The 7,406-nt window shown below is 60.9% G+C and carries 9 protein-coding genes; 5 read left to right on the top strand and 4 right to left on the bottom strand.

The window, feature by feature from the left end; genetic code table 11:
- Positions 1 to 83: 83 nt before the first annotated feature.
- Positions 84 to 266 carry a hypothetical protein gene (locus WCA53_RS26930; RefSeq protein ID WP_423917845.1) on the top strand — a complete coding sequence of 61 codons (183 nt, stop codon included), beginning with the start codon at positions 84 to 86 and terminating at the stop codon, positions 264 to 266.
- A gap of 6 nt (positions 267 to 272) precedes the next feature.
- Here the strand turns inward: WCA53_RS26930 and WCA53_RS26925 are convergent, their stop codons facing one another.
- The gene (locus tag WCA53_RS26925; protein WP_423917842.1) at positions 273 to 932 is read right to left on the bottom strand and encodes a hypothetical protein; all 660 of its coding nucleotides are present in this window, start codon (positions 930 to 932) and stop codon (positions 273 to 275) included.
- Between the two features lie 289 nt (positions 933 to 1,221).
- Here WCA53_RS26925 and WCA53_RS26920 point away from each other — a divergent pair, with 289 nt between their 5' ends.
- From WCA53_RS26920 to WCA53_RS26910, 3 genes are all read left to right on the top strand, one after another.
- Positions 1,222 to 1,695 (top strand): VOC family protein, encoded by a 474-nt coding sequence (locus WCA53_RS26920; protein ID WP_423917839.1) that lies wholly within the window; start codon positions 1,222 to 1,224, stop codon positions 1,693 to 1,695.
- Positions 1,696 to 1,892: 197 nt separating this feature from the next.
- A complete protein-coding gene (locus tag WCA53_RS26915) occupies positions 1,893 to 2,699 on the top strand; it encodes a DeoR/GlpR family DNA-binding transcription regulator (RefSeq protein ID WP_423917834.1) in 807 nt (268 codons plus the stop codon).
- Positions 2,696 to 3,847 (top strand): MFS transporter, encoded by a 1,152-nt coding sequence (locus tag WCA53_RS26910; RefSeq protein WP_423917829.1) that lies wholly within the window; start codon positions 2,696 to 2,698, stop codon positions 3,845 to 3,847. Before WCA53_RS26915 ends, WCA53_RS26910 begins: the two co-directional genes overlap by 4 nt.
- A 40-nt stretch (positions 3,848 to 3,887) precedes the next feature.
- On the opposite strand, the gene WCA53_RS26905 is transcribed toward WCA53_RS26910, so the two are convergent.
- A complete protein-coding gene (locus WCA53_RS26905; RefSeq protein WP_423917826.1) occupies positions 3,888 to 5,183 on the bottom strand; it encodes an MFS family transporter in 1,296 nt (431 codons plus the stop codon).
- Between the two features lie 435 nt (positions 5,184 to 5,618).
- Here WCA53_RS26905 and WCA53_RS26900 point away from each other — a divergent pair, with 435 nt between their 5' ends.
- The gene (locus WCA53_RS26900) at positions 5,619 to 6,644 is read left to right on the top strand and encodes a DUF2891 domain-containing protein (RefSeq protein WP_423917823.1); all 1,026 of its coding nucleotides are present in this window, start codon (positions 5,619 to 5,621) and stop codon (positions 6,642 to 6,644) included.
- A gap of 73 nt (positions 6,645 to 6,717) precedes the next feature.
- On the opposite strand, the gene WCA53_RS26895 is transcribed toward WCA53_RS26900, so the two are convergent.
- Both WCA53_RS26895 and WCA53_RS26890 read right to left on the bottom strand, forming a co-directional pair.
- Complete coding sequence (locus tag WCA53_RS26895) at positions 6,718 to 7,038, bottom strand: YnfA family protein (protein ID WP_423917820.1); 321 nt, start codon at positions 7,036 to 7,038, stop codon at positions 6,718 to 6,720.
- Between the two features lie 91 nt (positions 7,039 to 7,129).
- The coding region (locus WCA53_RS26890) for an alpha/beta fold hydrolase (RefSeq protein ID WP_423917817.1) at positions 7,130 to 7,406 on the bottom strand (277 nt) is incomplete at its 5' end.

The following is a 7,406-nucleotide window of genomic DNA, read 5'->3' as shown; positions in this document are numbered from 1 at the left end:
GCATAAGCCTTGGGTGCATGGGTCGGCGAACACGTCGATCCGCTGCTATATTGAAATCGACCCATCACGCACGGAGTCTCGCCATGCCGAAATCGAAAGTGCCGAAACCGGCCGAATCGCCCGATGTGCAGGATCAGGAAGACGCCCTCGACGAAGCGCTGGATGAGAGTTTCCCCGCCAGCGACCCGGTCGCGATATCGGGTGAGCGTCGGCCAAAGCCCGATACTGCCGAGACTCACACTAAGCGCGGCAAGCACGCTAAGTAACGACTATCACGCGTCATCGAGGCCGGCCATCAGCGCGGCCAGTTTTTCGACGTGCTGAAGCAGCATCGCGCGATGCTTCTCGATTTGTTCGATTCGCCCCGACAGGTCGGCTGCGACCGGATCGTCGAGTTTCCCCGACGCACGCAAATCGTCCGCCCGGGCGTTGATGACGTCGAGCTGAATCATTGAAATCTGCCGCTCCACGCGGCGCAAATCCGTGACCAGCAGGTCCCGGTTGCGTCTGAACACCAGATCGCGCCGATGCGCTTCCGTTTGCTGGAGCGCCTGGTCGGCAATGCGCCGGGTTGCTTCCGTCTGCGACAGCAATGGCTCCGGCCCGCGTAAAACGGGCCGCTTCGGCGCAGGGTGCGCTGTGCCGCGAAACACCGCAACAGGCAATTCCTCGTCCATGGCGCGCCGGGTCTCGGCGGGAATGTCACGACGCTCGCGGCGCTCATCGAGCCAGCGCGGCGGCAAGCCAGTGACCGTTTCAACTCCGCGCACGAACTCCTCGCTGAAATCGCGCCTTCCCGCCAGGATCAGTTTCATAAACGACGGGGAAAAATTCATCATGCGCGCAATTCTTGCGGCGCCTGCCGACGATCCAGCGAGCACATTCAGGTTGGCTCGCCACACGACGTATAACGTTTCATCGAAATCTTCCATGGGCTAGTCTCCAAGCAGACGGACTCGCTTCACCACGCAGCGAGGTCACATGCGCGCGCTTTCGGTCCCGGCGAGCCCATCGTCGCGACGACGCTCCGGACTCGCAATGGAAGCGTCGCCTCGCGTAAGGCATCTGACCGCATCTTACCGCTATCTCAATAATGCGCGTTTTGTGAAGCGAGGCGGTGAAAACCCTGAAATTCAATCGGAATCGATGTAAAAACACGACTCGAAGGCTGCGGCATGCAGCTTGCCTGCGCATACGACCCACGATGACAGGAGATTTGCGATGACGATTCAAAAGATCACACCTTTTCTTTGGTACTCCACGCAAGCTGAGGAGGCCGCTGCTTTCTATGCAGATATCTTTCCAGACTCGCGCGTCGTTCGAGTCACTGCTGTGCCGAGCGCCGGCGCCACCAAGGTCGTCGAGTTCGTTCTCTTTGGGCAGCCCTTCATCGCCGTGAGCTCCGGGGGTGCCGACCCGTTCAACCACTCGGTATCCCTCATGGTCAACTGTAAAGATCAGGACGAACTCGACCGTTATTGGAACGCCCTTCTTGAGGGCGGCGGTTCGCCCGAGGCATGCGGCTGGCTGAAAGACCGCTTCGGCGTCTCGTGGCAGATCGTTCCGGGCGATCTCATCGAGATGATGGCTGACCCCGATCCAGCAAAAGCCGGGCGCGTTGCCGACACCATGATGAAAATGGTGAAGTTCGACGCCGCCGCGCTGAGAGCCGCCTACTCGCGAACGACGGATTAACAAAGCCCCGTACATCGTGTGTGCAATGAAGCGTCGGTCAGCTTCGCCCACTTTTGACAACGTTCATCTCACACGTTTTAGGTAGCGATAAAACACGGATCTCAAAAAATTTACCCTCGCTCGCTCGTTTACGATACATTATGCTCACTTATGATCGATTACAAATTAACGCAGCATTCCATACAGAGACTCACGACATGCAACGAACCCGGCGCGACGCCGTAGACGGATTGCTTCCCGACGAACGCGCAAAGCTGATACTCGACCGCCTACGTACCCACGGCCGCGTACTGGCGGCCGAACTTGCGCTGGAATTCAACACCTCCGAACACACGGTTCGCCGCCATCTGCGCGATCTCGTGGACGCGGGTCATTGCAAACGCGTGTACGGCGGCGCGCTGCTGATTTCGCCCGCTGCGCCGGCCGGGTCCGTCCGGCTGCGCGAGGCGGCTGATCGAAAGGCTCAACTGGCCGTCGCGGCGGCGTCCATCGTCAGGCCGGGGCAGATCATCCTGCTGGATGCCGGGTCGACCAACGTCGCGATCGCGGCGGCGCTTCCGGATAACGCGGGCCTCACCGTCGTGACAAATTCCCCCGATGCCTGTTCGCGTTTGCTCGATCGCCCCGGCTTCGACGTCATCCTGATCGGTGGCCGCATGAGCGCGCGCGGAGCGGGATCGATTGGGTCCACCGCGCTTTTGCAGGTCCAGCAGATCAGGGCCGACCTATGCTTCCTCGGCGCGTGCGCGATCGACCCGGACGAGGGCGTCGCTGCGTTCGAGGCGGAGGAAGCCGAGCTTAAACGGGCGATGGTCAAGTCGAGCGGCCAGATCGCCATCGCGATGACGTCCGAGAAATTGATGACCGCGGCGCCCTTTTTTGTCGTGGGGACTTCGGGCATCGAGCATCTGATTGTGGAGCCGGATGTGTCCGCGCACCGCTTAGCCGAGTTCGAAAGAATCTGCGGCAACGTAATCGTGGCTCAAGCGCAGGGGCGATCATGAAACCTGTTGCTGAACGTATCGCCACCACCGCGGTGTTCCTCGCTAACGGACTGGGCATTGGTGCGTGGGCCGTCTCAGTCCCGCGGATCAAGGAAGCCTTGTCGCTAAGCAATGCATCGCTTGGGATCGCGCTATTCTGTTTTGCGTTGGGCGCGATTGTGGCGATGCCGCTAGCCGGGCGGCTGGCGCCGCGCTTTGGAAGCGGCCGCGTCACCGCATTCCTGGGCATTGCATTTGTTGTCGCATTGCCCTTGCCCGCCCTGGTCCCGAACTACGCTTTGTTGTGCGTCGTGCTGTTTGCATTGGGCGCCTCGAACGGCGCGCTGGATGTATCGATGAACGGACACGCCAGCGCGATCGAAGCCGAATGGCGGGCACCGATCATGTCGTCGTTTCATGCGGCCTGGAGCATGGGCGGTCTGCTGGGCGCGGCGGGGGGCGCGGCGCTTCAGGCCAACGGTATCGGCACAATCGGCGGATTGCTGCTGCCTGATCTCGTGATCGGTGCGCTCATTTTGAGCAGCGCAGTCATGGCGTTGCAAGATATTGGGCCGAGGGCATTAGCGCCCGCTAGCGGATTTACATTGCCAAGCGCCGCCGTCATGAAACTCGCCGCCCTGGCGTTTCTCTGCATGATGGTCGAAGGCGCGGTGGCGGACTGGAGCGCGGTGTTCCTGCGCTCAGCGCTCGACACGCAAGCCAGTGCAGCGGCGCTCGGCTATTCGTCGTTTGCCTTTGCGATGGCGGCATGCCGCGTGATTGGGGACGCATCGGTGCGACGCCTGGGCGCGAGCGTAGTGGTTGCATCAGGAGGGCTTATTGCAGCCGTGGGACTCGCTCTGGTGCTGGGATATCCAAACGTGGTCACAGCATGCGTGGGGTTTGCGCTGGTGGGCATAGGCCTCGCTAATATCGTGCCGGTGATCTTTAGTGCTGCGGGCCGTTCAACCACGACGCCAGCCGTCGGTGTTTCCATGGCTGCCACGGCAGGTTATGCCGGCTTCCTGGTCGGACCGCCAATGATCGGCTTGGGTGCAGGTTTCGTGGGTTTGCGCCTCGCGTTATGTGCGCTTTTGCTGGCTGCCCTGGTTGTGTGTCTGGTGGGAGGCAAGGCGGTGAGCCGCGCTGGCGTCGAACAGGCGGCTTAAGCGCTACAGGATTCGCGAGAAGGCGGGCCTCAAGCATCCCTCATCGAACGTCGCGTAAATAGCCTTCTTTGGCAGAATCGCGCATGCGAAACGAAACGATGCCCGCGATGGCGCACATCGCGGTCACGTACCAATAGAAGGTGGACTCGCTGCCGATCGATTTCAAGAACAGCGCGACGTATTCCGCCGATCCGCCGAACACCGCATTTGCCACTGCGTACGACAACCCCACGCCGAGCGCGCGCACCTGGGCAGGAAACATTTCAGCCTTGATCAGTCCGCTGATCGATGTGTACAGACTGACAATGGCGAGCGCGACCACCACCAGTCCGAACGCCGCGTACGGATTGCTCACGTCCTTGAGCGCGTGCAGGATCGGCACCGTGCCCAGCGTGGCGAGCGCACTGAACCAGATCATCGACTTGCGCCGTCCAATGCGGTCCGACAACGCGCCGAATGCCGGCTGCATGATCATGAAGATAAAGAGTGCAGCCGTCATGACGTTGCTCGCCGTCTTCGCGTGCATGCCGGCCGTGTTGACCAGGTACTTCTGCATGTAGGTTGTGAACGTGTAGAAAATCAGCGAGCCGCCGGCCGTGAACCCCAGCACGGTGACGAATGCGGCCTTGTGCTGCATCAGGCCTCGCAGCGTGCCGGCCTCCTTTGACCTGCGGCTCTCGGCCGTCGTGGTTTCATCGAGCGATTTGCGCAGGTAGAGCGACACGACGGCCGCCAGCGCGCCGATCCCGAACGGGATTCGCCAGCCCCACGCCTTGAGCTCTTCCGTGCTCAGGATCTGCTGCAATACGACCAGCACGAGCAGCGCCGCCAGTTGGCCGCCGATCAGTGTCACGTACTGGAACGACGCGAAGAAGCCCCGCCGACCCTGCAAGGCCACTTCGCTCATGTAGGTCGCGCTCGTGCCGTATTCACCCCCCACTGACAAACCCTGGAACAGGCGCGCCACCAGCAGGAAGAATGGCGCCCACGCCCCGATGGTCGAATACGTGGGCAGGAAGCAGATCACCAGCGAGCCGGCGCACATCATGAGGACAGAGATCATCATCGACGTGCGGCGGCCGTGTTTGTCGGCGATACGGCCAAACATCCAGCCGCCGATAGGGCGCATCAGGAAGCCCGCAGCGAAAACGCCGGCCGTGTTGAGCAATTGCGTGGTGGGATTGCCGCTTGGGAAGAACGCCGACGAAAAGTACAGCGCGAGAAACGAGTAGATATAAAAATCGAACCACTCGACGAGATTTCCCGACGATGCCCCGACGATCGCGCGCACGCGCCGCCGGGTATCTGCTGCTTGCGATAAGGCTTGTTCGGCCATGCGGGTCTTGTCCTTGCGTGAGGCGCGGCTGGAAGCGACGGTTTGAGACCGCACTTGCAACGGCTGAATGTCGAAAAATGAACGCCCGTGCGGCGTTCGCGCGCAAGTTTATACGACGCCCCTAAATCTGACGCTTAGATGAATAAATTATTACGTACGGAAATTTTAAGAAAGCTAATCAATAGAAAGTGCATGCAGCGACCGGCTGCTATACCTTTCTGCAACTGCGTTTAGACGGATCAAGAAGTTGGTGCTAGTTCGAAGACTGTTTCAATGTGCATCGCAGAAAACTTACAGTTTTTGTATATGAAAGCATTCAGTAACTACGCCGATTGAGCAAAACGTCAAAGACTTTCATCGGTGAAAAATCGCGAACGCTCCAGCACGAATCCATTGCCATAATCCTGCGTGTCGACGATCTTTTTGGAGAACCGCATGAACCCACAGCCCTCGATGCACACGCTCGACGCCGCGCTCGCCTCGAAGTTCGCCGGGCTCGCGCTCGGCCACCTGACGCGCGAATATCCGAACAAGCTCGACCACGTGATGGCCAGCGCCGCTGACGTGCAAAGCCCACGCGCGTTGCATCCGATCTTTTATGGCAGCTTCGACTGGCATTCGTGCGTCCACGGCTACTGGCTGATCGCACGGCTTTACGACCGCTTTCCCGAACTCCCGGAAGCGGCCGCCATCCGCAGCTTGATCGACACTCACGTCACCGATGCAAACGTCGCCGCCGAAGTCGCCTACTTGCAGCGTCCGGCCGCGCGCGGTTTCGAGCGTCCGTACGGCTGGGCGTGGTTGCTCGCGCTCGCCGGACAACTCCATTCGATGCGGTCGACCAAGGGACAACAATGGGCCGCAACGCTTGCGCCGCTGGCGCACGCGTTCGTCGAGCGTTTTATTGAATTCCTGCCAAAGTCGACCTATCCGTTGCGCGTGGGCACCCACTTCAATACGGCGTTCGCGTTGACGCTTGCAATCGGCTACGCGCGGGAAACCGGCGCGACCGCGTTCGAAAAGTTGATTGTGGAAACCGCCTGTCGCTGGTATCTGGGCGATGCGGATTGCCAGGCGTGGGAACCGGGCGGCGACGAGTTTCTTTCTTCGTCGCTGATGGAAGCCGAGTTGATGCGGCGTGTGTTGCCCGAAGCCGAATTCGCGGCCTGGTTCGACGGCTTTTTGCCACGGCTTGCCCACCGCGAGCCCGCCACGCTGTTCATGCCTGCCACCGTGACGGATCGTAGCGACGGCAAGCTTGCGCACCTCGATGGCCTGAACCTGAGCCGCGCGTGGTGCCAGCGTTCAATCGCGCGTGCCATTCCGGCGGGGGATCCGCGCGCCCCGTTGCTTGAAGCGGCAGCGAACGGTCATCTCGCGGCGGGCCTCGCGCACGTGGCGGGCGACTATATGGGCGAGCACTGGCTCGCGACCTTCGCGCTGCTCGCGCTGGAAGCTTAGAGGCTTGGAACCTTAGAGGCTTGTGGCTTGTGGCTTGTGGCTTGGGGCTTGGGGCTTGTAAGCGGCTCAGCGTTCATCCACGCGGCTGGAACGCAATCACGCACATGCCGAGCAGCGCGATCCCCGCGCCCGTCACGTCCCACGCCGTGGGGCGAATCCGCTCGACGACCCAGAGCCACCCTATCGCCACACCGATATAGACGCCGCCATACGCCGCATACACGCGGCCGGCGGCGCTTGCGTGAAGTGTAAGCAGCCACGCGAACAGCGCGAGCGAGATCGCGCCTGGAACGAGCAACCACGGGGAACCGCCCTCCTTTAGCCATCGATACGGAAAATAACAGCCCGATATCTCAGCGACGGCCGTGACGACGTAAAGCAGGAAAGTATTCATAGGGCCCAACAAAGCGACGCACAGGCAAAATCGGACGACGCACGGCGAACAGCGCGCGCACGCCGCGACTTAAGCGGGACCACCTCTGATTTCAATTAACGGCCGCGAGTCCGTCGAGCAGCGCCCGATGAAACGCTTGCGGTTCCTGCATCTGTGGCGCGTGCCCAGAATCGGGAAACTCCACGAGTTTGGCGCCCGGAATCGCTTCTACTGCGCGCCTGGCAAGTTCGGGATAATGGCCCAGTGTCTGCTGGACCTCCGGGGGAGCAAAGTCACGACCGATCGCGGTGGTGTCCTTGTCGCCGATCATTAGCAGCGTCGGTACTTTGATATTGCCAAACTCGTACAGGACCGGCTGCGTGTAGATC

The sequence above is a fragment of the Caballeronia sp. genome, from assembly GCF_049581465.1.
In the GTDB taxonomy this organism is placed as follows: domain Bacteria; phylum Pseudomonadota; class Gammaproteobacteria; order Burkholderiales; family Burkholderiaceae; genus Caballeronia.
The sequence above is the reverse complement of the archived record's forward strand: the minus strand, read 5'-3'. Positions and strand labels throughout refer to the sequence as shown.

Excerpts from the sequence above, each read along its gene's own strand:
- WCA53_RS26930 (WP_423917845.1), top strand. The coding sequence starts at position 84 with ATGCCGAAATCGAAAGTGCCGAAACCGGCCGAATCGCCCGATGTGCAG.
- WCA53_RS26925 (WP_423917842.1), bottom strand. The coding sequence starts at position 932 with ATGGAAGATTTCGATGAAACGTTATACGTCGTGTGGCGAGCCAACCTG.
- WCA53_RS26920 (WP_423917839.1), top strand. The coding sequence starts at position 1,222 with ATGACGATTCAAAAGATCACACCTTTTCTTTGGTACTCCACGCAAGCT.
- WCA53_RS26915 (WP_423917834.1), top strand. The coding sequence starts at position 1,893 with ATGCAACGAACCCGGCGCGACGCCGTAGACGGATTGCTTCCCGACGAA.
- WCA53_RS26910 (WP_423917829.1), top strand. The coding sequence starts at position 2,696 with ATGAAACCTGTTGCTGAACGTATCGCCACCACCGCGGTGTTCCTCGCT.
- WCA53_RS26905 (WP_423917826.1), bottom strand. The coding sequence starts at position 5,183 with ATGGCCGAACAAGCCTTATCGCAAGCAGCAGATACCCGGCGGCGCGTG.
- WCA53_RS26900 (WP_423917823.1), top strand. The coding sequence starts at position 5,619 with ATGAACCCACAGCCCTCGATGCACACGCTCGACGCCGCGCTCGCCTCG.
- WCA53_RS26895 (WP_423917820.1), bottom strand. The coding sequence starts at position 7,038 with ATGAATACTTTCCTGCTTTACGTCGTCACGGCCGTCGCTGAGATATCG.